The 25,479-nt window shown below is 63.1% G+C and carries 16 protein-coding genes and 1 pseudogene; 8 read left to right on the forward strand and 9 right to left on the reverse strand.

Annotated features, from left to right (window positions below; translation table 11 throughout):
• Nucleotides 1–182: 182 nt before the first annotated feature.
• Together G4G28_RS06030 and G4G28_RS06035 are read right to left on the reverse strand one after the other, a co-directional pair.
• Nucleotides 183–1,049, reverse strand: a complete 867-nt coding sequence (locus G4G28_RS06030; protein WP_308601853.1) for an EamA family transporter — start codon at nt 1,047–1,049, stop codon at nt 183–185.
• A 3-nt stretch (nt 1,050–1,052) separates the two neighbouring features.
• Nucleotides 1,053–2,690, reverse strand: a complete 1,638-nt coding sequence (locus G4G28_RS06035; protein ID WP_182991258.1) for an NAD(P)/FAD-dependent oxidoreductase — start codon at nt 2,688–2,690, stop codon at nt 1,053–1,055.
• Between the two features lie 756 nt (nt 2,691–3,446).
• Here G4G28_RS06035 and G4G28_RS06040 point away from each other — a divergent pair.
• On the forward strand, nt 3,447–6,314 hold the full coding sequence (locus G4G28_RS06040; protein WP_182991259.1) for a TonB-dependent receptor: 2,868 nt from the start codon (nt 3,447–3,449) through the stop codon (nt 6,312–6,314).
• 99 nt (nt 6,315–6,413) lie between these two features.
• On the opposite strand, the pseudogene G4G28_RS06045 reads toward G4G28_RS06040, so the two are convergent.
• Nucleotides 6,414–7,136 (reverse strand): annotated as a pseudogene (locus G4G28_RS06045) (16S rRNA (uracil(1498)-N(3))-methyltransferase).
• A gap of 138 nt (nt 7,137–7,274) precedes the next feature.
• Here G4G28_RS06045 and tkt point away from each other — a divergent pair.
• The 4 genes from tkt (at nt 7,275) to G4G28_RS06065 (ending at nt 11,872) form a co-directional block, all read left to right on the forward strand.
• On the forward strand, nt 7,275–9,272 hold the full coding sequence (tkt, locus tag G4G28_RS06050) for a transketolase (protein WP_182991260.1): 1,998 nt from the start codon (nt 7,275–7,277) through the stop codon (nt 9,270–9,272).
• 124 nt (nt 9,273–9,396) lie between these two features.
• A complete protein-coding gene (gap, locus tag G4G28_RS06055) occupies nt 9,397–10,407 on the forward strand; it encodes a type I glyceraldehyde-3-phosphate dehydrogenase (protein WP_182991261.1) in 1,011 nt (336 codons plus the stop codon).
• Between the two features lie 292 nt (nt 10,408–10,699).
• Nucleotides 10,700–11,089 (forward strand): hypothetical protein, encoded by a 390-nt coding sequence (locus tag G4G28_RS06060; protein ID WP_182991262.1) that lies wholly within the window; start codon nt 10,700–10,702, stop codon nt 11,087–11,089.
• A 321-nt stretch (nt 11,090–11,410) separates the two neighbouring features.
• Nucleotides 11,411–11,872 carry a hypothetical protein gene (locus G4G28_RS06065; RefSeq protein ID WP_210283285.1) on the forward strand — a complete coding sequence of 154 codons (462 nt, stop codon included), beginning with the start codon at nt 11,411–11,413 and terminating at the stop codon, nt 11,870–11,872.
• Nucleotides 11,873–12,082: 210 nt separating this feature from the next.
• Here the strand turns inward: G4G28_RS06065 and G4G28_RS06070 are convergent, their stop codons facing one another.
• From G4G28_RS06070 to G4G28_RS06095, 6 genes are all read right to left on the reverse strand, one after another.
• Nucleotides 12,083–14,128: a S9 family peptidase gene (locus G4G28_RS06070; protein WP_182991264.1), complete on the reverse strand. Its 2,046-nt coding sequence runs from the start codon at nt 14,126–14,128 to the stop codon at nt 12,083–12,085.
• 99 nt (nt 14,129–14,227) lie between these two features.
• Complete coding sequence (locus G4G28_RS06075) at nt 14,228–17,032, reverse strand: TonB-dependent receptor (protein WP_182991265.1); 2,805 nt, start codon at nt 17,030–17,032, stop codon at nt 14,228–14,230.
• Nucleotides 17,033–17,393: 361 nt separating this feature from the next.
• Nucleotides 17,394–20,285, reverse strand: a complete 2,892-nt coding sequence (locus tag G4G28_RS06080) for a TonB-dependent receptor domain-containing protein (RefSeq protein WP_182991266.1) — start codon at nt 20,283–20,285, stop codon at nt 17,394–17,396.
• Nucleotides 20,286–20,596: 311 nt separating this feature from the next.
• A complete protein-coding gene (gene map, locus G4G28_RS06085; RefSeq protein ID WP_182991267.1) occupies nt 20,597–21,364 on the reverse strand; it encodes a type I methionyl aminopeptidase in 768 nt (255 codons plus the stop codon).
• 319 nt (nt 21,365–21,683) lie between these two features.
• Nucleotides 21,684–23,045, reverse strand: coding sequence for an aspartyl/asparaginyl beta-hydroxylase domain-containing protein (locus G4G28_RS06090; protein ID WP_183108134.1), 1,362 nt, complete (start codon nt 23,043–23,045; stop codon nt 21,684–21,686).
• On the reverse strand, nt 23,042–23,788 hold the full coding sequence (locus tag G4G28_RS06095) for a hypothetical protein (protein ID WP_183108135.1): 747 nt from the start codon (nt 23,786–23,788) through the stop codon (nt 23,042–23,044). The genes G4G28_RS06090 and G4G28_RS06095 overlap by 4 nt, the downstream gene beginning before the upstream one ends.
• Between G4G28_RS06095 and G4G28_RS06100 the strand changes: the two genes are divergently transcribed.
• The 3 genes from G4G28_RS06100 to G4G28_RS06110 all read left to right on the forward strand — a co-directional run bounded on the left by G4G28_RS06100 (nt 23,787) and on the right by G4G28_RS06110 (nt 25,003).
• Nucleotides 23,787–23,942, forward strand: coding sequence for a hypothetical protein (locus G4G28_RS06100; protein WP_182991270.1), 156 nt, complete (start codon nt 23,787–23,789; stop codon nt 23,940–23,942). The genes G4G28_RS06095 and G4G28_RS06100 overlap by 2 nt on opposite strands.
• An 84-nt stretch (nt 23,943–24,026) precedes the next feature.
• Nucleotides 24,027–24,590 (forward strand): class I SAM-dependent methyltransferase, encoded by a 564-nt coding sequence (locus G4G28_RS06105; protein WP_183108136.1) that lies wholly within the window; start codon nt 24,027–24,029, stop codon nt 24,588–24,590.
• On the forward strand, nt 24,587–25,003 hold the full coding sequence (locus G4G28_RS06110) for a hypothetical protein (protein ID WP_183108137.1): 417 nt from the start codon (nt 24,587–24,589) through the stop codon (nt 25,001–25,003). The genes G4G28_RS06105 and G4G28_RS06110 overlap by 4 nt, the downstream gene beginning before the upstream one ends.
• Nucleotides 25,004–25,479 lie beyond the last annotated feature (476 nt).

Below are 25,479 nucleotides of genomic sequence, written 5' to 3' on the forward strand. Positions count from 1 at the left end.
TGCAGGCGGATCGCGGTGTCGGGTGGAGCCGACCACCCTACGTCGTGCTGCGGCGGTTGCCGATCTCCGCCGCTGTATGCCGGAGGGCGTAGGGTGGACGGCTCCACCAGGGTATACGATCGGCCCGCACCCTGAAAGCCGTCCACGCGTTCAACCAGCGCGGATACTGCCGCGCAAGCGATTCAAGCCCGTCCCGCCGTCGCCGCACTCCCCGCCGTGGCCACGATGATCAAGCCAATCGCCAGCCATTGCACGGTCGTGAGCATTTCGCCCAGCACGGTCCAACCGGCCAGCGCACCAATGGCCGGCCCGGCGCTGACCAGGATGCCGAATACGCGGCGCGGCAGGCGCGCCAGCGCCATCATCTCGAGCGAATACGGCAGGATGCTCGACAGCACAGCCACCGCCAGGCCGATGGCCAGCACGTCTGGCGTCAACAGCACACTGCCGGCTTGCGCGAGGCCGGTCGGCACGGCGAGGCAGGACGCCACCAGCATGCCCCAGGCCACCGCGTGGCCGCCGCGCAGGGTCGACACGCGCTTGCCGAACACGATGTACATCGCCCAGCAGACGGCGGCGGCGAGCGCCCAGGCCACACCGATCGGATCCAGGCCGGCCACGCCGGCGCGCAGCGGCAGCAGCAGCCACAGGCCGACGGCGGCGCAGGCCACCCAGGCGACGTCGCGGGGGCGGCGTGAGGACAGCAGCACCAGCGCCAGCGGGCCGGTGACCTCGATGGCGATCGCCACGCCGATCGGAATGCGGGCAAAGGCCGCGTAGATGGTCAGGTTCATGCAGCCGAGCATGAGGCCGTAGACGAGCAGGTTGAACGCATCCGCGCGCGCAGGGCGCACGCGCCCGGGGACGCCAAAATGCCGCCAGCAGGCAGGCCGCGAGCCCGACGCGCAGGGCGGTGACGCCGGCGCTGCCGACCAGGGGAACAGGGTCTTGGCAAAGGCGGCGCCGATGTTCACCGACACCATGGAACCGAGAATCGCCAGCCCCGGCAGCAGCGGGGCGGCGGTGCTCTGGGCGCCGGCGGACTGCAAGGATCAGTCCTGCGGCACGAGGACGTCCGCCCCCATCGCCAGCGCCACGGCTTCGGCCACGCGGATGCCGTCGACGGCCGCCGACATGATGCCGCCGGCGTAGCCCGCGCCTTCGCCGGCCGGGAACAGGCCGCGCGTGTTCAGGCTTTGCAGGTCGTCGTCGCGGCGCTTGATGCGGATCGGCGAGGAGGTGCGCGTCTCGACGCCGGTCAGCACGGCGTCTTCCTTGTAGTAGCCCTTGATCTGCTTGTCGAAGGCGACGAAGGCTTCGCGCATGGCGCTGATCGCGTATTCGGGCAGCGAAGGTGCCAGGTCGGTCAGGTGCACGGCCGGCTTGAACGACGGGATCACCGAACCGAATTGTTTCGACGGCACCCCGCGCACGAAGTCGCCCATCAACTGGCCTGGCGCATCGTAGTTGCTGCCGCCCAGGACGTAGGCACGGGATTCGAGCTCGCGCTGGAAGGCGATGCCGGCCAGCGGGTGGCCCGGATAATCGCTTGGCGTGATGCCGACCACGATGGCGCTGTTGGCATTGCGTTCGTTACGCGAGTACTGGCTCATGCCGTTGGTGACCACGCGGCCTTCCTCGCTCGACGCGGCCACCACGGTGCCGCCCGGGCACATGCAGAAGCTGTAGACGGAACGGCCGTTGGCGGCATGGTGCACGATCTTGTAGTCGGCCGCGCCCAGAATCTTGTTGCCGGCGTTCGGCCCGAAGCGGCAGACGTCGATCAGCGACTGCGGGTGCTCGACCCGGAAGCCGATCGAGAAGGGCTTGGCTTCGATGTAGACCCCGCGTTCATACAGCATCTCGAAGGTGTCGCGCGCGCTGTGGCCGATCGCCATCACCAGGTGGCGGGTCGGAATGCGCTCGCCATCGGCCAGCACGACGCCGGCCACTTCGCGCACGCCGCCCTTTTCCTCGACCAGCACGTCGGCAACGCGGGTCTGGAAACGGATCTCGCCGCCCAGCGACAGGATCTCGGCGCGCATCTGCTCCACCATCTTGACCAGGCGGAAGGTGCCGATGTGCGGTTTGCTGACATACATGATCTCTTCGGGCGCGCCCGACTTCACGAACTCGGTCAGCACCTTGCGGCCGTAATGCTTCGGGTCCTTGATCTGGCTGTAGAGCTTGCCGTCGGAGAAGGTGCCGGCGCCGCCTTCGCCGAACTGCACGTTCGACTCGGTGTTCAGTTCGCGCTTGCGCCAGAAACCGAAGGTGTCGACGGTACGCTCGCGCACGACTTTGCCCCGTTCCAGCACCAGCGGATTGAGTCCCATCTGGGCCAGGATCAGCGCGACGAACAGGCCGCAGGGACCGGTGCCGACGACAATCGGCCGCGGCGTACCGGCGGGCGGGCGGGCCGCGTCGACGAATTTGTAGCCGGTGTCGGGCGAGGGCAGCACGTATTGATCGTTCTTCAGGCGCTTGAGTACCGCGGCCTCGTTGCGGACTTCGACGTCGATCGCATAGATCAGGACGATGGCCGCCTTCTTGCGCGCATCGTAGCTGCGTTTGAAGACATTGAAATCCACCAGGTCGGCGGCATCGATGCCCAGGCGCGCGAGGATGGCGTCGCGCAGGGCGTGGTCGGGGTGGTCGAGCGGGAGCTTGAGTTCGTTAATTCGCAGCATGACTATTCGGGAAGTGCGCCGCGCGCAGGGGCGGGCGAATCGGTGTAATGCGCAAGTATAAGGCATCGCCGGGTACAGGACGGCGGATCGGCGCCGCACGACCGGAAAAACGCCTCGGCCGTTCCCTACCATTTGTCACTCTGGCTTTGCTTCGTTAAATTTCCACTATTCAAAATGCATAAGAGGGACAGAGTGGAAAGCGCGTCAGCGTGTGCTGGGAACGCGCGATATGCTGCATTGCGTGAAGATAAAAAAAGCTTAACTTTCTTCTTTAAAGCGAAATATTTTTCGACTCAAAAGCAGTGTCGCCGTCGATTCTTTGGTGTGTCGCGATAGAACCAATAATTTATGCTCAGCAATTTTGTGCAGAGCAGCATGTTGCGGAGCTTTGTACAGACTGTTGTTTCTACGCATTTGCCCTGTCGCGTTTTGTTGACACTTGGACTTTTCGTATGGTTTTATGTGTCCATTCGGATAATGTTTGATTTGTTTCAAGCATTAATTGAGCGTGGCCGTGCTAACCCCACGGGTACCGGGAAATATTAAGCATACAAAGCTGCAAAAAGCAGTCGTAACAGTTCTTCGAACGCTATACCAAAGCATCCTGAAAAGAAGGGCCCCGCGCGTTTCGACGTTGCTGGACACGCCGCGCCGCAAGGCGCGTCATGGTTGAGAGAGACAGCAGGCCTTGCCCAACCGGCGCAAGGACTGGATGAAAAAAACCACCACTTTAGAAAAGCCCAGAAGGAGAAGTTGATGACGTTTAAGTTGAAGTCGATGCCGCACGCGATCGCGTTCCTGGTTGCTACCGGCGCACTCGCAGGCATGAGCCCAGCAATGGCCCAGCAGCAGGAAACGCCCGCGATGCAACGCGTGGTCGTGACCGGTTCGCTGATCAGCCGTACCGACACGGAAACACCGGCTCCGGTGCAGGTACTGAGCGCGGCCGATATCCAGAAGAGCGGCAAGACCTCGGTCGCCGAACTGCTGACCGACCTGGCAGCCAACGGCGCCGGTACCCTGGGCACCGGCTTCTCGGGCGCGTTCGCCAACGGCGCATCGGGCGTCTCGCTGCGCGGCCTGACCGTCGGCGCCACCCTGGTGCTGATCGACGGCCGTCGCATGGCACCTTATCCGCTGTCGGACGACTCGCAGCGTTCCTTCGTCGACGTTTCCTCGATTCCTTTCGATGCCATTGAATCGATCGAAGTCCTGAAAGCCGGCGCTTCGGCGACCTACGGCTCGGACGCGATCGCCGGCGTGGTCAACATCAAGCTGAAGAAAAACCTGACGGGTACCCGAGTGAGCGCCGAAGTCGGCACCACCCAGCATGGCGGTGGCCAGACCAAGCGTGCCTCGGCCAGCACCGGCATCGGCGACCTCGACACTGACGGCTACAACGCCTTCATCACCGCCGAATGGCGCAAGCAGAACCCGATCATGGTGGCCGATCGCGACCAGTTCGGCTGGGCCAACCGCGACTGGCGTTCGCGCGGCGGCAACAACCTGACCCTGGGCGTGCCGACCAACTTGAACAATGGCCTGGTGGCAGCGAACAGCCCCTTCCTGTTCAATACCCAGGGCGCCGGCGGCGCGACCAACCCGGCGAACTTCCAGTTCCTGGACCCGAAGTGTAACTACACCCTGTACCGCGCCGGCGGCTGCGCCATCCGCGACGAAGTCACCTTCATCCAGCCGCCGACCGAAAACGTCAACGTCATGATCGGCATGACGAAAAAGCTGAGCGACGACTGGCAAATCGCCTTCAAGGGGTCGCTGTTCAAGCGCGACAGCCTGAACAACCGTGGCGTGCCGCTGACCTACTCGCCGAACTCGTTCAACGGCAACACCACCCTGATCAACGGTGTGTTGACCGGCGGCGTCAACGCCATCCCGAACACCCGCTTCGCACCAGGTGCCCCCGTCGGCGCCAACGTAATCAACAGCACCGGTGGCGAAGCCTCGCTGTACGGCTACATTCCGGGCATCGCTACGGAACGTACCTCGGACAACACCAGCACCTCCACCCGCTTCGCCGTCGACCTGAAGGGCCGTGCCCTCGGCTGGGACATCGACGCTGGCATCGGCGCTACCCGCGTCAAGACCGAGGTCGAATACCTTGGCTATGTCAACCGTCCGGCACTGTACAACGCCATCAACAATGGCACCTGGAACGTCCTGGGCAATAACTCGCCGGCCCTGATCGCGCAAGTGTCGCCGAACTTCAGCAACACGCTGACCTCGACCCTCAACTACGCCGACCTGATCGGTACGCGCGAACTGATGCAATTGGGCGCAGGTCCTCTGGCCATCGCGGCAGGTGTCCACTGGCACGAGCGCAAGCAGAACGCGCCGCCGTCGAGCCTGACCGCCAACGGTCTGGTCGCCAGTACCTCGCCGTTCACGATTGGCGACGAGACCAACTCGGCGGTGTTCGCGCAGCTGCAAGCGAACCCGATCAAGAACCTCGAAGTCACCGCCTCGGGCCGCTACGACCATTTCGATACCTACGGCAATTCGTTCACGCCGTCGGCAGGTTTCAAGTGGAGCCCGCTGCAGCAGATCGGTGTGCGCGGCACCTTCGCCCGTGGCTTCCGTGCGCCGAATCCAGCTGAAGTCGGCAATGCCGGTTCGTTCTTCACCTTCAACAATATCGACGATCCGATCCTGTGCGCCGACGGCACTGGCACCCGCCCTGGCGACGTCCCACTGCAGTGCGACATCAACCCGCCTTACGTCCAGACCACCAGCCAGAACCTGGAGCCTGAAAAGTCGAAGTCGTACACCCTGGGCCTGATCCTCGAGCCGGTCCGCGGCCTCAACATGTCGCTGGACTATTACAACATCGAGGTGAAGAACCTGATCGTGACCCGTGCCGGTAACGACCCGACCTTCGTTCCGACCTGGATCCGTGGTGCAGCTGTTCCGACCCAGGTAGCAACCGGCAACGGCGACGAGACCGTGCTTGGCACGCCGGCCGTCGGCCCGATCCTGTATGCAGCGTCGCCATACATCAACGCGGGCAGCACCAAGACCCACGGTATCGAAGCGGACGTGCGCTACAAGTGGCGCCTGGCCAACGACATGGGTACCCTGTCGGCCAACCTGACCGCGGCCCATACCTTCGGCTACGAGAGCGAAGTGGCCGGCACCACCTTCCAGCTGGCGGGCACCCAGGGCCCGTCGGTGGTCGGCGGCGCAACGGGTAATCCGAAGAACCGTGCCCAGTTCACCCTCGGCTGGAACCGCGGCCCACTGGACGTGACCACCACCGTGAACTACACGAGCGGCTTCTCGACCCTGGATCCGTCGGTGGGCGGCACCAGCTGCTCGTCGAGCGCAGGCGACGTCGGTGGCCGTAGCTACTTCGCACGTATTCCAGGCGGCCAGCCGCTGGGCTTCTGCGATGTGGCCTCGTTCACCACGACCAACCTGAACGTGCAGTACAAGCTCAGCGACAACCTGACCTTGCGCGCTGCCGTGCTGAACCTGTTCGACCGCGAGCCACCGTATGACGTCGCCACCTACGGCAACGCCAATGCGCAAACCTCGTACAACGCTTCGCTGCACCAGGCAGGCGCTGTCGGTCGCTTCTTCAGCCTGGGCCTGGCTTACCAGTTCTAAACAGTCGATGCGCACAGCGGCAGCAATGCCGCTGGTTCAAAAAAGCCCCGGGCGGAGCCTTCCGTCCCGGGGCTTTTTACGTCCTTGCGCCGGCTCTGCCTACATCGCCCCCCAGGCGCCACCCAGCACCGCCATCGCCGCCAGCGCCGCCGTTTCCGTGCGCAGCACGCGGACCCATCGACAAGGCCAGCGCCCCGGCCGCCAGCGCCGCGTCTTCTTCCTCCCGCGTAAAACCGCCTTCGGGGCCGACCAGCAGGGTCAGGTCCCGCGGCGCGTTCGATTGCGCCCATCCCGCCAGCGACTGCGTCGCCCGCGGGCTGAGCAGGATGCGCGGCGAAGTGGAGGCCGTCGCCAGCCAGGGTTTCAGGTCGGCGACCGGCGACAGCTGCGCCAGGCGGTTGCGCCCGCTCTGCTCGGCGGCGGCGACGATCACGCCCTGCCAGTGCAGGTGGCGCTTTCCGCGCGCTCGCCGGACAGGCGCACCACGCTGCGCTGGGCCGCCAGCGGCTGCACCGCGGCCACGCCGAGTTCCACCGCTTTTTCGATGATCCAGTCCATCTTGCTTCCCTCCGGCAGGCCCTGGGCCAGGGTGAGGGAATAGGGGAGTTCGACCTCGACCGGTTCGTGTTCCTTGATTAGGGCACTGGCGCGGCGCTTGCCGATCTCGCTGAGACTGGCCACGTACTGGCCGCCGCGGCCGTCGAACAGGGTCAGCGCATCGCCCGGCTGCATCCGCACCACGTGCAAGTGATGGGCAACCGATTCCGGCAGGTCGACGGTGGCGCCGCTGGCGAGCGGCTGGGGACAGTAAAAGCGGGGCATGCGGCTCCTGATAACGAAATGCAAATAAACTGCGAACGCGAAAACTGCATTTTAATTCGGCAGCATGTCACTCTGGTAAAATAACGGGCTACGGCCAGCCGTACCGCCTGTCGCTTTCCAATCCAGACTCCTGCACCCATGAAATCTACGCAAACCACCACCTTGATGGCCAACGCGATCCGCGCGCTGGCGATGGACGCTGTCCAAAAAGCCAACTCGGGTCACCCTGGCATGCCAATGGGCATGGCGGAGATCGGCGTCGCGCTGTGGGACAAGCATTACCGCCACAACCCCGCCAATCCGGGATGGTTCAACCGCGACCGCTTCCTGCTGTCGAACGGCCACGGTTCGATGCTGCACTATGCGATGCTGCACCTGGCCGGTTACGCGCTGACCATGGACGACCTGCGCGACTTCCGCCAGCTGCACTCGAAGACCGCGGGCCACCCGGAAGTGGGCATCACCCCGGGCGTGGAAACGACCACCGGCCCGCTGGGACAGGGCATCGCCAACTCGGTGGGCATGGCGCTGGCCGAATGGCTGCTGGGCTATGAATTCAACCGTCCGGGCTACGACGTGGTGGACCACTACACCTACGCCTTCCTCGGCGACGGCTGCCTGATGGAAGGCATCTCGCACGAAGTGGCCTCGCTGGCCGGTACCCTGCGCCTGAACAAGCTGATCTGGCTGTACGACGACAACGGCATCTCGATCGACGGCCGCGTCGAAGGCTGGTTTACCGACGACACCCAGAAGCGCTTCGAAGCCTATGGCTGGAACGTGATCCCGAAGGTCGACGGCCACAATGTCGCCGCCGTCTCCGCCGCCATCGCGCAGGCGAAAGAGTCGGACCGTCCAACCCTGATCTGCTGCAAGACCATTATCGGCAAGGGCGCCCCGAACCTGGAAGGCGGCGATAAAGTCCACGGCGCGCCGCTGGGCGACAAGGAAATCGCGGCCGTGCGCCAGCACCTGGTGTGGGACGCGATCCCGTTCGACATTCCTGGCGAAATCTACGAAGCCTGGGACGCGAAGGCACGCGGTGCGGAGTATGAAGGCGAATGGAACACGATGTTCGCCGAGTACGCAGCCAAGCATCCGGAACTGGCTTCCGAACTGACGCGCCGCATGAAGGGCGAACTGCCGGGTAACTTCCAGCAGACGCTGGACGCGGCGATTGCCACTTGCATCGACAAAAAGGAAACCATCGCCACCCGCAAGGCCTCGCAGAACGCGATCCAGGCGCTGGCGCCGATCCTGCCGGAATTCCTGGGCGGCTCGGCCGACCTGACCGGCTCGAACTTGACCAACTGGAAAGAGTGCGTGGCCGTGCGTTCGGGCATCCCGGGTAACCACATCAACTATGGCGTGCGCGAATTCGGCATGGCCGCGATCCAGAATGGCGTCGCCCTGCACGGCGGTTTCATCCCGTTCGGCGCGACCTTCCTCACCTTCTCGGACTACAGCCGCAACGCCCTGCGCATGGCCGCCCTGATGAAGATCCGCTCGCTCTTCGTATTCACCCACGACTCGATCGGCCTGGGCGAAGACGGCCCGACCCACCAGTCGGTCGAGCACGTGTCCTCGCTGCGCCTGATCCCGAACCTGGACAACTGGCGTCCATGCGACACGGTCGAATCGCAAGTGGCCTGGGGCGCGGCTGTTGCGCGCAAGGACGGCCCGTCGACCCTGATCTTCTCGCGCCAGAACCTGCCGTTCATGGAACGCGACGCCGCTACCGTGGCCAACGTTGCCAAGGGCGGCTACGTGCTGCGCGATGCCGCTGACGCAAAAGTCATCCTGATCGCCACCGGTTCCGAAGTCGAACTGGCGATGAAGGCGGCCGATGCGCTGGCCGGCGAAGGCGTGGCCGCGCGCGTGGTCTCGATGCCGTCGACCGACGTCTTCGAGCGCCAGGAGGCGAGCTACAAAGCGCAAGTGTTGACCCGCGGCGTACCGCGTGTTGCCATCGAGGCTGGCGTCACCGACTTCTGGTACAAGTACGTCGGCCTGGAAGGCGCCGTCGTCGGCATCGACACCTTCGGCGAGTCGGCACCGGCACCGGTGTTGTTCAAGCACTTCGGCTTCACCGTCGAGAACGTCGTGGCCAAGGCCAAGGCTGTGATCGCGGGCTAAAAATATACGACGTAGGATAGGCGGGTCCCCCGCCTATGCGTCCAACGATCGCATGCACCGTGTCACCGCTTGCCTTTGGATGCACCTACCTGCTAACGGTTTTTTTTAATCAGGAGCAAAAAGTATGACCATCAAGGTTGCCATCAACGGCTACGGCCGCATCGGCCGCAACATCCTGCGTGCTTTCTACGAAGGCGGCAAGAAGCAGGACATCCAGATCGTCGCGATCAACGACCTCGGCAATGCCGAATCGAACGCCCACCTGACCCGTTACGACACCGCCCACGGCAAGTTCCCGGGCACCGTGACCGTCGAAGGCGACAACATGATCGTCAACGGCGACCCGATCCGCGTGTTCGCGCAGCGCAACCCTGCAGAGATCCCATGGGGCGAGCTCGGCGTGGACGTCGTGCTGGAATGCACCGGCTTCTTCACCACCAAGGAAAAGGCCTCGGCCCACCTGAAGGGCGGCGCCAAGAAGGTCATCATCTCGGCACCAGGCGGCAAGGATGTCGACGCAACCATCGTCTACGGCGTCAACCAGGACGTCCTGAAGGCCAGCGACACCGTCATCTCGAACGCTTCCTGCACCACCAACTGCCTGGCCCCGCTGGTCAAGCCGCTGAACGAAGCCATCGGCCTGGAAACCGGCCTGATGACCACGGTGCACGCCTACACCAACGACCAGGTGCTGACCGACGTGATGCACGAAGACCTGCGCCGCGCCCGTTCGGCCACCCAGTCGATGATCCCGACCAAGACCGGCGCCGCTGCAGCCGTCGGCCTGGTGCTGCCTGAGCTGAACGGCAAGCTCGACGGCTTCGCCATCCGCGTCCCGACCATCAACGTCTCGATCGTCGACCTGACCTTCATCGCCAAGCGCGACACCACGGTCGATGAAGTCAACCAGATCATGAAGGCTGCATCGGAAGGCGCACTGAAAGGCGTGCTGACCTATCAAACCGAACCGCTGGTCTCGGTCGACTTCAACCACAACCCGGCGTCGTCGAACTTCGATTCGACCCTGACGAAAGTCTCGGGCCGCCTGGTGAAAGTCTCGTCGTGGTACGACAACGAGTGGGGCTTCTCGAACCGCATGCTCGATACCACTGTGGCGCTGATGAACGCGAAGTAATCACAGCACTTCGTCAAAAAAGCCGTTTAGCGTGAGCTGAACGGCTTTTTTTTACCTGCGCAATGCTGGGGTCAGGTCTGACATTCGGACACGACCTCGGCTTTGGCGTTCAGCTTTGCACCGTACGGAGCAGCAGATCAACTCTAAAGGTTGAAGACAAGTTGCAACGTCGGCCCTTCTGCGTTCGATATCGAAATCACAGCAAAGGCTGAGCCTGTGTCCGAATGTCAGACCTGACCCCATTGTCCCTTGTCCTGACCCCATTGTCCCCTCGAAATACCAAAGCCAAATCATGAATAGTGCACACAACTCTGATGTCACGCGCCGACTAGTTGGACAGCAGCTTACTTCTGTTCTCGTTGCAATTGACTGTATTTCGTTGAAATTCGTTAAATATCCATTATCGGAAAAAGGCGAGTTTTCTGACAGTGCAAATGTTGACATAGAGGAAGGCTATGAGGCCGCAGGGGAGTGGGGAGCCCTTACAATCCGAAAAGATAATGATTTAAATGGATTTCGAATCGGTGCGATACATCTAATCGCGCTCATAGGCCAATGCATTGAGGATGTAAAGCCCGATAAGAATGGCGGGTTGGAGCTATATTTTGACTCCAATACAAGTGTACGCCTGCTAGTTAGTGAGCAGGGCTTTGACTCTTTCGACCTGACCTTCAAGAGGTGATGGTTCAAACATTGAAGGGAAGAAAGTTCAGGAACGGTCAAAAAATATCCAGACAGTCACGTGCGTAGCGGTATCACGGCACGCGACGGTGCCACGACACTTAACGGTGTTGGGTCTGACATTTGTACGCGGGCTCTGCCGCACAGAGCGGTTTCATATCTGATCGACGATCGAATCGGCAACGCACCCGCCAGTAGTCGGTTATACGAAATGGTGGAGCGATAACATTGGGAAGCCACTAAACAGAACGTTCGCTGACGGCCCATTGTCCAAGACTTCGCAAACAATCATTCTTCACGAAAAAATTGGAGGGACGAGGAAATGATGAATATTGCTCGCATGGGGCTATTTATTTGTTCACTTTGTTTCCTTCTCGTCTCATGCGGGAATAGGCCGACTGAAGAAAAGCAGCTATTAGGTAGCTGGAGTATGCAAGGCAGGGAATCGGCGTGCAAAGCGAATACAAGTGTGTCTCTTGCAAAGTTGATTTTGGAAAAAAACGGTCTATTCAAAGCGGTGAACCTCCCCGCTGAGATACTGCCCCCTGTCCATCCAGCTTTGGAAGCAGGTGTCGACGGAACTGGAAACTGGAAGTTGAGCAAGTCGACAAACGGACTCGAGGTTGTCGATTTCGTTTTCGAGAAGAGCGTGCAATTAAAGGGTTCGTTGCCCTACGCAATACGCATGTTCTTGTTGGTCGAAGGAGAATCGAAATCACTTGCCTTCTATTGCGGCGACCCTGACACAGACCCACGTATCGACTTTGTAAAGGATTCGCGTTAGGGTAAGCCGTTGTCAGGTCTGACATTCGGACACAGGCTCTGCCGTTTTTTTGACATCGCGGCAGGTCTGGGGTCCGGACTTAGCGTGTTGTCATGGGTCTGAGGATTCGAAGTCCGTCCATCTTCAACTGTCTCGGCCGCAAACAAAAAATCCGTCCGGGCCAGCCAGCCCGGACGGATTTTTTTCGCCTGGTGAGGACGTGCGAAGAAATTACTTCTTCTTCGCCACCGCCTCCGGCCCGATATGCCGGTCGATAAAACTCATCATCGCCTCACCGAACTTGATGCGGTTGCTTTCCTTGGCCCAGCCGTGGCCTTCGCCCGTCATGACCATCCACTCGACTTCGTTGCCCTTCTTGCGCAGCAGGTCGCGCATGCGTTCGCCGTGGACCAGGGGCACGCGCACGTCTTCGCTGCCGTAGGCCATCAGCACCGGCGCCTTGATCTTGCCGACGTTTTCCAGCGCCGAGCGTTCCTTCATGTAGGCCTGATCAAGCTTCGGATCGCCGTGCATGCGTACGCCCAGGTCGTCCATGACCGGCGAGTTGCTGGTGTCCGAATAGCTGACCGAGAACAGCAGGCTGATGTCGGTCACGCCCACCCAGTTCACGCCGCACTTGTACAGGTCAGGGTCTTTCGCCAGGCCGTACATGGTGGCATAGCCGCCGTAGCTGGCGCCGATGATGCAGACCCGGTTGGGGTCGACGATGCCCTGCTTGACCAGCGCGGCCACGCCATCGGTGATGTCGTCCTGCATCGCCATGCCCCACTGTTTCCAGCCGGCCGTGAAGTGCTTCCAGCCGAAGCCGGTCGACATGCGGAACTGCGGCTGCAGCACGGCATAGCCGCGCGAGGCCAGCATCTGCGTCGTCGGGTCGAAGCCGGCGTGGTCGCGCGCATGCGGGCCGCCGTGGATGTAGGCGACCAGCGGCAACCCCTTGGCTGCCTGGCCCTGCGGCAGGGTCAGGTAGGCCGGGATGTTGAGCCCGTCGCGTGCCGCGTAGTTGATCACGGTCTGCGCCGCCAGTGTCTTGTTATCGAACTGGGGCATCATGCTGAACACCGGCTCGAGTACTTTTTTCGCGGTATCGAAGAAGTAGATCTGGCCGGGCTGGGCGGCGCTGTACGCCACCGCCACCACGTGGTCGCCGCGCCAGGAGAAGCTGACCTGCTGTCCAGGCAGGCTGGCGTCGAGCGTGGCCTGCATCTTCGCGTAGTCCGCGTCGAAATAATACTTCTCCTGGATCATGCTCTCGAAGCCGATGCCGATGATTTTCTTGCGCGGCTCGTCATACAGCAGCTCGCCGGTGATGTCGACGGTCGGATGCTCGGCTACCAGTTCGCCGGGCTTGCCGTTGGCGAAATCCCAGACGTACACCGCCGACTTGTCGCGCCCGTCGAAACGGCCGGCCACCAGCATCGTCTTGTTGTCGAAATCGAAGCCCAGCACGGACATGTCCTTGCCTTCGTTGACGTAGGCAGTATGGATAGGCTTCCAGGCCGACTTGTCGCCATCGCGGTAGAACACGGTCTGGATGAGGCGCTTGGTGCCCGCTTCGACGGTCAGCGCCGTGCCCACGCGTACCACGTTGGCATGGTCGAGCACCCATTCGTTCACATTGCCGGGATTGTCGAAGGTGAGCAGGCTGCGGCGGCCGGTGCCGGTGTCGAGACGGAACAGGTCGGTGGCGCCGACCGCGGCATCGCGGCCGCGCGCATTGTCGACGACGAAGAGGTCGTTGCTGTCGCCGCCCGCGCGCTGGAGCACGCTGACCGGCTTGAACGGCACGTTGGCGGCGCGCGCTTCCTGCAGGCTGGCGCTCAGCTTGCGGAAGTGGCTGCCGTCGCGGTCGACGGCGTAGAGGCCGCCGCCGCCGTCGTTGTTCTCCATCGTTTCGTCGCTGCCCTTGCTGATGCCGAAGACCAGGCGGTTGTTGTTGACCCACATGGGCGAGCTGATGTTCCAGTCCGGGTCGGACGCGACCACCTTCGGCTGGCGCGTCGCCAGGTCGATCACGGCGAGCACGAAGCGGCCGTTACGCGGGGTCAGCACGGCCATGTTCTTGCCGTCCGGCGACAGGATAGGCTGGCCGCCGAACTGGGGTTTCTTGAAGAAATCGGCGATCGGGATCTGGCGCGCGCCGTTGACGTGCACGGTCGGGACTGGCGTGTCGGCATCGGCTGCCAGGACGCCCAGGGCCGGCCCGAACAGGCTTGCGGCCAGCAGCGTGCGGATGAGGTTATTTTTCGAAATCAAAATGCGTTCTCGCAAACGTTCAGCATGGATGAAAAAAGAAGCGTCATCACCCGGGGGTGCGACGCTTCTTGTCCTTCAACTACTTGTCAGCCAGTGCGATTACTTGAAGCTGTAATCCGCGCTGAGCTGGAAGTAACGGCCCATCGGGTTATGCAGGGTCTGGTAGAAGCCCAGGCCGCTCGATGGATTGAACGGTGGCTTGCGGTCGAATGCGTTCTGGATCGCGAAGCCCAGCTTCAGGTCCTTCATGCCGAACAGACCCTTGTAGCTGCCGCCCAGGTTGAACACGGTGAACGAAGGAATCTTGCGTTCGCACAGTTCGCCATAGCCTTCGGTCTCGTACACGCAGTCGACGGTGTAGTCGCCCACCGGTGCCATCTTGCCGACATAGACCGCGTCAGCCGACAGCTGCCATGCGGCTTTCTTCCATGCCAGGCCGAAGGTGCCCTGCACGCGTGGCGTGCCACGGGTGCCGATGTACTCGATTTGCGCGTCTTCCAGCGACGGCGCGTACTTGTACGAGTGCATGTAAGCCAGCTGCAGGCGTGGTTCCAGGCGGCCCCATTCGCCGAAGTTGAACTTGCCGCGCAGGTCGATGTCGACACCCTTGACGTCGGTCACGGCCACGTTGGTCAGCAGCAACTTGATCAGCGAGATCTCACCGGCGGTTGCGCCAGCTGCCTGGTCTTCCGGGGTCAGCGGGTCACGCACGACCACGGCTGCCGGGTCGTTTGCGTAACGGGCCGGATCTTCCAGCACGCGGGTCAGGTCATAGGTACCGATTTCGTTGTCGCGGCGGATGCGGAAGTAGTCGACCGTGGCGACCAGCCACGAGGTCGGCTCCATTGCCAGGCCCAGGGTGTAGCTCTTCGACGTTTCCGGTGCCAGCGACGGGTTGGCGCCGCTATCGTAGGCGCTGTTCCAGCTGCAACCGTCCGTGAACTGGTCGTTGCAACGTGCCGGGTCGCGGAAGCCGTTCAGGAAGGCGTGGCGCACGTCGGTCGAGTTTTCTACCAGCGTCGGCGCACGGAAGCCCTCGGCATAGGTACCACGCAGGATGTAGCGTGGCGTGATGCTCCACTTCAGGCCGACTTTCGGCGTGGTCGAGCTACCGTAGTCCGAGTAGCGGTCGTGACGCACGGCGACCTGACCTTCGAGGCTCTTCAGGAACGGGATCGTCGTCTCGGCGTAGACCGACTTGATGGTGCGGCCATTGCTGAAGCCTGGAGGGCTTTGTGCCTGGTGGTACAGCTCGCCTTCGACCGACAGCGGATCCGGCGAGGTCACCAGTTTTTCGCGGCGTGCCTCGACACCGGCAGCGATGCCGACGGCGCCTGCTGGCAGGTTGAACAGTTCGCCCGACACCTTGGCATCGACCTGGTACAGCGACGACTTGAAGCCGCTGACCGAGTCGGTCATGATCGATTTCAGCAGGTCGGCATTGCCGGCGCTGTTGCCGAAGATGAACTTGCCGCTGTTGTAAGCCTGGGTGAACGGGGTCGTCAGCAGGCCGCTCGTGTTGTGCGACTCGACCTTGCTGGTGCTGCCGAATGCGGCGGTTTCCCAGTCCCAGTTGCCGAACGTGCCCTTGACGCCGGCGAGGTAGCGGGCGAAGTCCGTCGTGTTTTCCTGGCCCTGGCCTGGCAGGTCCTTCAGGCTGGCGCGCACGCGCACGGTGCCGTTGCCGCCGGCAAGGGTCTTGCCATCAGGCCCGATCAGGTCTTGCGGATACTGTGGCGAGGTGATCGGCAGTGCGCCGGTAGGCTGGCCGTTCTGGCCTGCGACCCAGTGGTACAGGCCGGTGACACGTGCCTTGTTCTGGTGCGCGATCACTTCGGCAAACGCCGTCGTGTTGGCGTTGATCTGCCAGGTTGCGCGGCTGGTCAGGCCGAGACGGTCGGTCTTGCCGCCCGAGTTGACGTCGCCGTCGGCGAGATCGTCGAACACGCAGGCGGTGCCGGTCGAGGTGGCGGACAGGACCTGGCTGGCTGGGACCAGGCGGTCGGCCGGGCAGTTGCCGTCCAGGGTACGCGACACGAACACGCCGGTGGCCTTGTCGGTCCAGTAGATGTTGCCCGGGTAGGTGTACAGGCTACGGTTGTCCTTGTAGCCCCACTGGCGCCAGTCCTGGGTACCGATGTAGTCGTCACGCTTGCTCAGGAACATCGGCTTGCGCTGGCGCACGTCGAGGGTTGCATAGACGTTGAAGTGGTTGTCGACCAGGCTGCCGAAACCGGCGGAGACGGTGCTGCGCACCTGGCGTCCGTCGCCGCGCGAGGATTCGCCCAGCGAGCCGCTGATCTCGACGCCTTCGAAGCTGTCGCGCATGATGATGTTCACCACGCCGGCAATCGCTTCCGAGCCGTAGATCGCCGAAGCGCCGTCTTTCAGCACTTCGATGCGCTCGACGGCGCCGATCGGCACCGAGTTCAGGTCGACGAAGGTGGTCTGGAATTCAGGCTGGGCATAGGGCGCCAGGCGGCGGCCGTTGATCAGCATCAGGGTAGCCTGGCTGCCGATGCCGCGCAGGTTCAGGCTCGAGGCGCCGGCGGTGAAGCCGCCGGTGCGGTCTTCGCTGATGCCGCCCACGTTCGACGAAATACCCTTGAGTACTTCGGTCAGCGAGGTTGCGCCGCCGCGGACCATCTCGTCGCGGGTGATGACCTGGACCGGGGAAGCGGTTTCGGCATTGATGCGGCGAATGTTCGAACCGGTCACGAAGACCTTGGTGACGGGCTGGCCATCCGCGCTGGTGGCGGTGGTCGAGCTCGTGGTCGAGGTCGTAGTCGTGGTCGCGGCTGGCGCTTGCTGTGCGTAAGCGCTGGTCGAGACGAAGCTCGAACCGGCAGCGATGGTCATCGCAACCGCGATGACGCTTTGTTTGAGTGCTAAGGGTTGTTTCAAAATATCTCCGTCAATGTTACGGCTAACGTTTCTTGTTTTCCTACCTCCACTATTCAAAGTGGATGAGTTTAGTCTCGCAGAGATTTGTCTTGCGTCAAAGCAAACATAGATGGAAATATGCACAAGTACATATCTTGTTGTTTTTAGGCATCAATGTACATACGAAATGTGAAGGCTTGTTACTTGATGTTACATAGTGGCCCCTGTCGCGCAATAAAGATGTCGTATGACAGGGCGTTGCCATCGTTTGTACGGAAATGACGGCCGTCGGATGTGCCGGACAATAAAAAAGGCGGGCATGGGCGCCCGCCTTGTGTTATTGCAAAACCGGTCAGCCTGGGCGGACCGGCAATCGGTTCGATCAGAAGCGGTATTCCGCCGTCAGGCGCAGGCTGCGGCCCTGCACGTCCTCGTAGTTCTGCGGAATGACGCCGCCGCCACTGCTGGCGAAGGAACGCAGGTCCACCGGTGGCCGGTGGTTGAAGAGGTTGCGCACGAAGGCGGTCAGGGTCCAGCCCTTGAAGCCACGGTAGGCCATCGTGTAGTCCCAGCGCACGTAGGAGCCGACACGGCACTCGTTCTCGGCCCAGCCGCGCTCCGCGCAGCCTTCGCTGGTGAAGCTCTCGTCGAAGAAGTCGCCGCGCAGCTGGGTGTGGCGGTTGAAGTTGACGCGCAGCGCGTTCGAGAAATTGCCGGTTTCGAGCGCGACCGTCGTATTGGCCACCACTTTCGGCGCGCCGTAGCGGCCAGCCAGGTTGTCGCCATAGCCGCCCAGCGTGGTGCTGAAGTAGCGCAGGTCGAGCAGGTAGGTGGCGTTGGCGTCCACGGTCACGCGGCCATACGGCGTGCGGATGCGCGCCGAGCCGGTCAGGTCGATGCCGCTGGTCTTGGTTTTCGCGACGTTCTCGAACATGCCCGAGGTGCCGATCAGCGGACCGGTCGTCACGCCGTATTGCACTTGTTCAGCAGGGGTGAAGGTCTTGTCGCTCGCCAGCGAACCACGCTCGATCACGCCGGCAGGCTGGTCGTTTTCCGCCGCCAGCAGGTCGGACGTACTCTTCAGGCCGATCTCGTCCTTGCGTTCGATGCGCCAGTAGTCGAGCGCGACGTTATAACCCCTGAACGGTTCCACCACGAAGCCGATGGTGGCGCTGCGCGAGGTTTCCGGTTCCAGGTCCGGGTTGTTGCGCACGTTGCTGAACACGCCGGCGGCGCATTCGTTGCCCTCGACGCTGTCGGCGCGGGCGTTGAGGATGGCGCTGTTCGGATCGCTGCTGGGGAGGCCGGCGGCCTGGTTGCGCAGGTTCTGGGCCAGGGCAAGTGCCTGCGGGCAGCGGCGTGGGTCGACCACGCCGTTATCGAAAGCGAACTTGCTCGACTGGGCGCTCTCGGTCAGGTTCGGTGCCCGGAATCCGCCTTCCCAGGTGCCGCGCAGCAGGAAGCTGCTGTTCGGCGCCCAGCGGAAGGCCAGCTTCGGCGAGACGTGGGCATCGAAGTCCTCGTACTTGTCGAGGCGGGCGGCGCCGGTCAGCGTCAGGGTGGAGGTCACCGGGGCTTCTATCTCGGCGAAGGCCGCGCCTGTCATGCGCTTGGCGTTCGCAGTGGCGGAACCGTTGCCGACGATGTCGCCTGCGAGCAGGTTGGCGGTCGGGTTGATCTCGAATTTTTCGTGGCGCACTTCGCCGCCGACGGCCAGGCCGACGCCGCGCCCGCCGATCTTCGCAATTTCACCGCTGATCTTACCGTCGAGGAAGGTCTGGGTGATCTTGCCGTCGTACCCCTGTTCCGGGAACAGGGTATTCAAGACCTCGGCCGAATTCGGCTGGCCGATCTTGTAGCCTTTGTTGAAGAAGGTGGGGTCCGTCGGGGTGAAGTCGGCATCAAATTGCGTGTAGTCACCGATGACCTGTTTGAAGCCGCTGGCACTGAAGGCGCCGCGCCCGCGCATCTTGGTCTTGCCACCCGTGACGCCGGCAGCGGTTTCCCAGTCATAGTCGTTCCAGCTGCCCTTCAGGCCGACCAGCGCCCGGTACTGCGAGCTCGTGACGGTCGTGTTGCCGCCGGCATCGGCGAAGCGGTAGCGCAATGCCGCGGGTTCACCCAGCCCGTTGAGCGGGTGCTCGGCTGGGAGAGACAGGTAGGTGAAGTTCAGGCGCTCGCCCGTGACCGGGTTGCCCCACACGACATCCGACGCGGTCGAGTCGTAGGTCGGGAAGGCGCCCTGGTACTTCGTTTCGGTGCGCGAGTAGATCGCTTCAGCGAAGGCATCGAGCTTCTCGTTGATGCGCAGCTTGCCGGACACCATCCCATTGACGCGGTCCGCTTCGGGAATGGCCTGGAAGCGCGAGAAGCGGTCGTACTGGCACAGGCCGGCCGCCACGGTGGTGCAGCCTTCGATCGGACCGCCGCCGCCGCCGTAGCCGAGGATGTTGCCCGGGTAGCTGAACGAGGAGGGCGTGCCGCGGTTGCCGAACATGCGTCCGCTGCCCGGGGCGACGGTGGTGAACTTCTGGCCATAGGCCGGATTGATGTCCTCGACGATATCGCGCCACATTACCGGGTCGCGCTGGAAGACTTCGACATTGGCCAGGACGTTGTAGCCGTCGCTGGCGATATCGCCGATGCCGCCGGTGATGCTGGCGTTGCGGGTGCCGAATTCGCTGTTCTTGAGCGACTCGTCCATGCTCGCCTTGAGCTGCACGCCCTTGAAGTCGCCGCGGGTGATGATGTTGATGACGCCAGCGACGGCGTCGGAACCGTAGAGGGCCGAGCCGCCGCTACGCAGCACCTCGACACGTTCGATCGCGTCCAGCGGCAGCGAGTCGAGGTTGGTGAAGACCTCGTTGTAGTCGGCCAGCGCATAGGGCGCCACGCGGCGCGAGTTCAGCAGGATCAGGGTCGACTGCTTGCCCAGGTTGCGCAGCGAAGCCGACGAGGCGCCGCCGGCGAACGAGTTGCTGCCGCCGATGTCGGTCAGGCTGCCGGTCGAGGCGGTGAGGGTGTTGAGCAGTTCGGTGACTGAATTGGCACCGGTGCGCACGATGTCTTCGCGGCGCATGACGGTCACGGGCGTGGCCGTTTCGGCGGCGATCTTGGCGATGTTCGAGCCGGTCACGTAGACCTTCTGTACCGGCGCGGCGGTATCGGCAGCGGCGTCGGCGGTGGCATCGCGCTGGGCCCATGCCGTTTGCGAGTACGCCAGCGTCAATGCAATGGCCAGCGCACTCTTCTTGTAAACAGTAACTTGTTTCAAAATTTCCCCCAATGGTTGAACGGCTCATCCTGGTCGCTGGCGATCCAGTTGCCTTGAGAGACAATTTGATTAAATAAATATCTACGGTCAAGTCACACTTCTCCCGAGCGCCGGGAAAAGCCTTAAGTGTATGAAATTAGCAACTTTTCATTTCCAGCCATCATTTATTCGTTGCCATTATCAAGACACCTTTCTTTCATCGGTGTAACACGTCAATACCCATCGCAACGGTTGGGTTTGCTCAAGGGGAGGGCGAATGAAAAAAGGCCGTCCACTGGAAGCGGACGGCCTTTCGAAGCGCTTGCGCGCGATCAGCGCGTCTGGGGCCAGGGCGTCAGGATCTCGAAGCCATTGCTCGTTACCGCGATCATGTGTTCCCACTGGGCCGACAGGGAACCGTCACGCGTGATGACGGTCCAGCCGTCGTCCAGCTGGGCCACTTCGTCGTCGCCGGCATTGATCATCGGCTCGACCGTGAAGGTCATGCCTTCCTTGAGCAGGAGGCCGGTGTCGGGGCGGCCGTAGTGCAGCACCTGCGGGTCTTCGTGGTAGACGCGGCCGATGCCGTGGCCGCAGTAGTCGCGCACCACCGAGTAGCCGGCGCCTTCGGCCAGCTTCTGGATCGCATGGCCGACGTCGCCCAGGCGCGCGCCGGGACGCACCGCGCGGATGCCCGCCATCATGCATTCATAGGTGGTATCGACCAGGCGCTTGGCCTCTGGGCTCGGGGTGCCGGCGTAGTACATGCGGCTGGTGTCGCCGTGCCAGCCGTCCTTGATGACGGTTACGTCGATGTTGACGATGTCGCCGTCCTTGAGGATCTCGGTCTCGCTCGGGATGCCGTGGCAGACCACGCCGTTGACCGACGTGCACAGGGTCTTCGGGAAGCCGTGGTAGCCGACATTGGCCGGCGTTGCCTTCTGCACCTTGCGGATGTATTCGTTGCAGCGCCGGTCGAGCTCCTCGGTGGAGACGCCGGGCACGACGTATTCCTTGATCATCTCCAGCACCTCGGCGGCCAGGCGGCCGGCGACGCGCATCTTGGCGATGTCCTTGTCGTTCTTGAGTTTGATTGCCATGGTCGATTCAGATGGGCGCGGCCGGGCCGCGCGAAACCAGCATGATACCCCGAGCGCGCCCATGCGCGCGAACCGGCTGCCGGAGAACGAAACAAACGGCCCGCGGAGGCGCCTGCGGACCGTTGACTTTCCTGTTTCCAGGAGCCGGGGCATCGCCTACGTACTCGACCGAAAATAAATGGGAATTTTGCCAAACAGAACCGGACGTGCCGGTTCGGATGCGGTGCAAGGCGGCGAGCGCGCCGCAGTGCAAGCGCGACCCGACGCGGCAACACGCTGGCTCCGGCGCCCAAAAACACATGTATTTCTGGGTGAGTACTTAGCCGCGCAGCGCCTGCACGGCCCGATCGAGCTCGCCAGGCGCAAAGTGTTCGATCGCGCTGATCAGCTCGACGACATGCCGCGTCGCGATGCGCTCGGCCGGGGTCAGGTGCGGGTTCCAGCAGTCCATCAGGAGGATGACGCGCGCTTGTCCGGAACGGTTCCAGGCTTCGTGCTCGAAGGTGTCGTCGAACATCATCGGCTCGCGTTCGCGCCACGCGTGTTCGCCGCCGCCACGCACATTCAGTGCGCAGCCGGACGGCACCAGCAGTGGCAGGTGCAGGACCAGCCGGGTATTGGTGGCACCGTAGTGCGGCATGATGTGGGTGCCGGGCTGCAGCACCGAGAAACAGATCTCGGGTGCCTGGCCAGCCACCTCGCACAGTTCGATGCCGTCGAGCAGCTTCGAGGTGGCGGGGCAGCGTGCATGGTTGTCGTCGTAGCGCTGGCCGTGGCGATAGAAGAAGAATGCATCCCAGGACGGCTTGCTGCCGCTGCCGCCGAGATAGCCGTCGCGGCTCTGGCCCGGCGCGAACTCCAGGAATTCCTGGAGGCCGGCCTGGGCGTCGAGCACCGCCAGCGCCTCGGCGCGGATGGTGTCGAAGGCGTCGACCAGGCCCGCCGTCCACGGATGCAGGTAGGGATCGTGGTAGGGGCCTTCGGGCAGGCCCGCGAAGTAGAGGAATTTCGGCCGCTGGTGGGGATTCGGCGGCACTTCCCTGCGCACCCCGGTGTAGCTCGACAGCGCGCGCCCGAGCCGGGCCAGGTCGGCGGCGCCGAACTGCGCGCGCATGCGCTCGAACCCCTCCACGGCCGGTGCATAGAGATGGGCGTTGACGCGGGCGATGATCTGCTGGATATGGGGACGGAAGGCCGGCGGCGTGCTGGCCATGCCCATCAGATGACGTGACGCCTGGCCATGGCGCAAGCCTTGCGACCAGGCGCGCAAGGCCAGTTGCGTCTGGCCCGCCAGGTCGAACACCTGGCCCAGCAGCAACCAGGCGACATACTGTTTCGGCTGGCGCGCGAGCAGGGCCGCCAGGGTGTCGGCGGCGTCGGCCAGTTCGCCGGCGGCCAGCAGCAGCTGCCCGCGCTGCAGGGCGACCGCGGCCACCTCGGGCGCGTGCCGCGCGGCCGCGTCGACGCACTTGCGCGCCCGAGGGAGGTCGCCGCGTGCGCCTGCCAGCTCGGACAGGAGCAGCCAGGCTTCGATACAGTCCGGCGCTTCCTCGACGACGGCGCGCAGGTCCCGCTCCGCCGCCGACATATTGTTGCCGGCCAGGTAATGCTGGGCGCGCGCAAGGGCGGCCTGGACGGCAGCCGCGGTCGTTGCCGCGGCGCTTGGAGCGAATGCGTTCACTTGCCGGCCTTGATTGCGGTCTCGTCTTCTTCGCGGAAGCGGCGGTCGCCGCATTCGGAGGCCCACTTGCGGCGCGCGTCGAGCAGCGCCTGTTCCGCCGCCGCGAGCTGCTCGTTGCGCTTGTTCCAGTCGCTGTTGCGGTCGCCACCACGGGCCGCCTTGTCGTTCGCTTCCTTCACCGCCGCCTCGTAGGCAGCGATTTTCGTCTTGCGCTCGCCCTGGAGCCGCTCCTCGGTGGCCTTCAGTGCCAGCTGCTCCTTCACAAGCGCCTCGTGCGTGCGTTCCGGGTTGCGCATCGTGCTCGAGTTGGCCTGGAACTCGGCCATGCGGGCATTCCAGTCCTGGATGGCCTTGGCGTGGACGGCATAGGTGGCGTCGACTTCCTTCGCCGCCGCCAGCTTGTCCGCCACCGCCGCATGCAAGGCGGCGCCTGAATCGGGCGCATTGGCGAGTTCGGCGCGTTCCTTGTCGAGCGCGGCGCGGCGACGTTCGGTCTCGACCCGGTTGCGATCGTTCCTGTCCTTCAGGCTCATGCAGGCACGCAGCTCGTCCTTGGTCATGATGCGGTCGCCCTTGCCGCGGCGCTTGCCGGCATCGGTCGATGGCAGGGCCTTGGCGGCCTTCTCCGACGTGCTGGCGCCCGCGGCCTTGCCCGCTTGCGATTGCGCCAGGACCTGGGTAGCGCCCAGCGACAGCGCCGAGGCGACGGCCAGCATTGCGTAACGGTGCAGCTTGGTATTCATGGCTTTCCTTGATCTGGTAAGGGCAGCGGTGCGTATTTACACCGTCGAGTTCGCCAGTGTACTGCAGGTTCCTGTTCTTGCAACGCTCGGCAAGCCCGGCAGTTGCGAGCAGGGCGATCGGGCGCCGCCCGGTCATTTCGATGTTGACCAGTAACAACAGGGAAGGGATACTGAAAGGCGGTGTGGTGTAGGTTTGAAGTTGGTTGTTTCAATTCACTTTTCGTCATGAAGGCAGTAAATGGAAACTCAGGTTGAGGTGCGTAAGGCGGTCTGGAGCCGCTACTGGTCCCACGGCGTTGCGCATTCATGCGGCGGCAGCTACGGAAATCGCTACGACGGTGCGCTCGCGCACTTCTGGCGCAGCCATTTCGACAGCATGTCCCCAGGTGCGCGCATGCTCGACATCGCAACCGGCAACGGCGCGGTGCCTCAGCTGATGCTCGACAGCGCGCCCGCCACGGTCGCCTGCGACGCCATCGACCTGGCCCTGCCCGAGCCCGCATGGCTCGCGGACCTCGCGCCGAACAGGCGCAGGCAAGTCCGTTTCCATGGACAGCAGGCAGCGGAGTCGCTTCCTTTTGCCGATGCCTCCTTCGACCTCGTTACCAGCCAATATGGTCTCGAGTACACCGACCTGGCGCGCAGCGTGCCGGAAGTCCTGCGCGTGTTGCGCCCCGGGGCAAGGTATGCCTGCTCACCCACCATGCCGATGCCCGGCCCGTGCAGCTCGCGCGGTCCGAGCTGGGGCATCTGGCCTGGCTGCAGGGACCTTCAGGCCTGCTCGAGACGGGATTCGGCATGATCGAGCCGATGGCCCGCGCGCGCACCGAAGCAGGGCGTGCGTCGCTGACCGGCGATGCGGCAGCGAACGCGTTGCGCGCCCGCTTCAATGCCCTGCAAACGGAAGCCACGCGCCTGGCGGCGGCCAGCGATTGTCCCGATGTGCTGGGCGAGGTGCGCATGGCGCTGGCGGATGTGCTGAACCTGGCGAACGCGCAGGGCGCCACTCCTGCCGCGACGGCTTTTGCGGCACTGGAGCAGCAGCTGGACGATTCGCGCGTGCGCCTGCAGGAGCTGTGCGATTTCGCGCTGGACGAAACGGGCGCGCGCCAGCTCGGGACCATGCTGGGCAAAGGGGCGTCGCCATCCTTGCACCCGGTGGTCGACAATGCGGTGCTGATGGGGTGGGGCATCGAAATCAGCCCGCTCTATTAATAGGCCACAGGAAGCGAGGCGGGCGCCTTGTTGTTCGTTGCGCCGCCATGGGCATCCACACCCTGATTGTGTCTTCCAGAAATTGTCAAGCACAAGGGCCGCTTTTGCCGCGGTCCGGTTCCCGCTATCGCAGCGCACCACACCGGAAAAGCGCGGCCGTGCATCCAATTGCACTTCATGCATGTCATTACATGCGCTCTACGTTTCGCAATCAAAGCCGCTTTCGCCGCTTGGCGACAAAACTTTGTGCGGTGCACAACCGGGTTTATTCGTACTTGCTCAAGTGCATGCCTTGTTGCTTCTTTTGCAGGCGAAGATAAAAGTAGAAAATTGTCAAGGGCCACACTCCTATATCTTTTGTTGGGTTTGGCTGCAAAAACGCAACAGTTGAGCATGGTTTCTTCTTGCGATTTGTCAATATCGCATGCAATACTGCACCGTCGTTTTGTTAGCCTTTTCCAACTTTCCGTAGTTAT

Origin of the sequence: Massilia sp. Dwa41.01b, assembly GCF_014171775.1 — a bacterium.
Taxonomy (GTDB): Bacteria; Pseudomonadota; Gammaproteobacteria; order Burkholderiales; family Burkholderiaceae_D; genus Telluria.

Coding starts and splice junctions, on each gene's coding strand:
- tkt (WP_182991260.1), top strand. CDS start 7,275: ATGAAATCTACGCAAACCACCACCTTGATGGCCAACGCGATCCGCGCG.
- G4G28_RS06100 (WP_182991270.1), top strand. CDS start 23,787: ATGGCTTTCCTTGATCTGGTAAGGGCAGCGGTGCGTATTTACACCGTC.
- G4G28_RS06095 (WP_183108135.1), bottom strand. CDS start 23,788: ATGAATACCAAGCTGCACCGTTACGCAATGCTGGCCGTCGCCTCGGCG.
- G4G28_RS06110 (WP_183108137.1), top strand. CDS start 24,587: ATGATCGAGCCGATGGCCCGCGCGCGCACCGAAGCAGGGCGTGCGTCG.
- G4G28_RS06040 (WP_182991259.1), top strand. CDS start 3,447: ATGACGTTTAAGTTGAAGTCGATGCCGCACGCGATCGCGTTCCTGGTT.
- G4G28_RS06060 (WP_182991262.1), top strand. CDS start 10,700: ATGAATAGTGCACACAACTCTGATGTCACGCGCCGACTAGTTGGACAG.
- gap (WP_182991261.1), top strand. CDS start 9,397: ATGACCATCAAGGTTGCCATCAACGGCTACGGCCGCATCGGCCGCAAC.
- map (WP_182991267.1), bottom strand. CDS start 21,364: ATGGCAATCAAACTCAAGAACGACAAGGACATCGCCAAGATGCGCGTC.
- G4G28_RS06105 (WP_183108136.1), top strand. CDS start 24,027: ATGGAAACTCAGGTTGAGGTGCGTAAGGCGGTCTGGAGCCGCTACTGG.
- G4G28_RS06035 (WP_182991258.1), bottom strand. CDS start 2,690: ATGCTGCGAATTAACGAACTCAAGCTCCCGCTCGACCACCCCGACCAC.
- G4G28_RS06065 (WP_210283285.1), top strand. CDS start 11,411: ATGATGAATATTGCTCGCATGGGGCTATTTATTTGTTCACTTTGTTTC.